A 643-nucleotide genomic window follows, 5' to 3' on the forward strand; every position below is an offset into this window, starting at 1 on the left:
GGCAGGATGTTCTTGCCGTTGGTGGTGGCCGGGGCCAGCACATGGCTGTAGCCGGCTGCCAGCTCTTTGATCAGTGGCGCGACGTTTTCCGGCAGGGCGTGGGCGTAGGCAGCGTTATCGGCAACCAGCACCTTGGCCACACCAGCGATCTTGGCAGCGGATTCGGCGACGCCACCGACGTTTGCGCCAGCGACCAGCACGTGGATATCACCACCGATCTTGGCGGCAGCGGCGACGGTGTTCAGGGTGGCCGGGGCTACGGCACCGTTCTCAGGACCTTGTAGAAGGTCAGCGACAACCAGGACAGTCATTGGATCACCTTCGCATCGTTCTTCAGTTTCTCGACCAGTTCGGCCACCGATTTGACCTTGATGCCAGCGCTGCGGGCAGCCGGCGCTTCGACTTTCAGGGTCTTGGTGGTGGAGGCGAGGGACACGCCCAGCGCGTCTGGAGTGACGGTCTCCAGCGGCTTCTTCTTGGCCTTCATGATGTTCGGCAGCGACGCGTAGCGTGGCTCGTTCAGGCGCAGGTCGGTGGTGACGATGGCTGGCAGGTTCAGCGCAACGGTCTGCAGGCCGCCGTCGATTTCACGGGTGACGTTGAGCTTGTCGCCAGCGACTTCGACCTTGGAGGCGAAGGTGCC

At 63.3% G+C, this 643-nt stretch carries 2 pseudogenes; both read right to left on the minus strand.

Features of this window, described 5'->3' with window-relative positions:
- Positions 1–311 (minus strand): annotated as a pseudogene (locus ABE528_RS27320) (electron transfer flavoprotein subunit alpha/FixB family protein); the annotation flags it as partial.
- Positions 308–643: pseudogene (locus tag ABE528_RS27325) on the minus strand (electron transfer flavoprotein subunit beta/FixA family protein); the annotation flags it as partial. The pseudogenes ABE528_RS27325 and ABE528_RS27320, both read right to left, overlap by 4 nt.

The sequence above is a fragment of the Pseudomonas sp. TWI628 genome (genome assembly GCF_039673865.1).
GTDB lineage: Bacteria > Pseudomonadota > Gammaproteobacteria > Pseudomonadales > Pseudomonadaceae > Aquipseudomonas.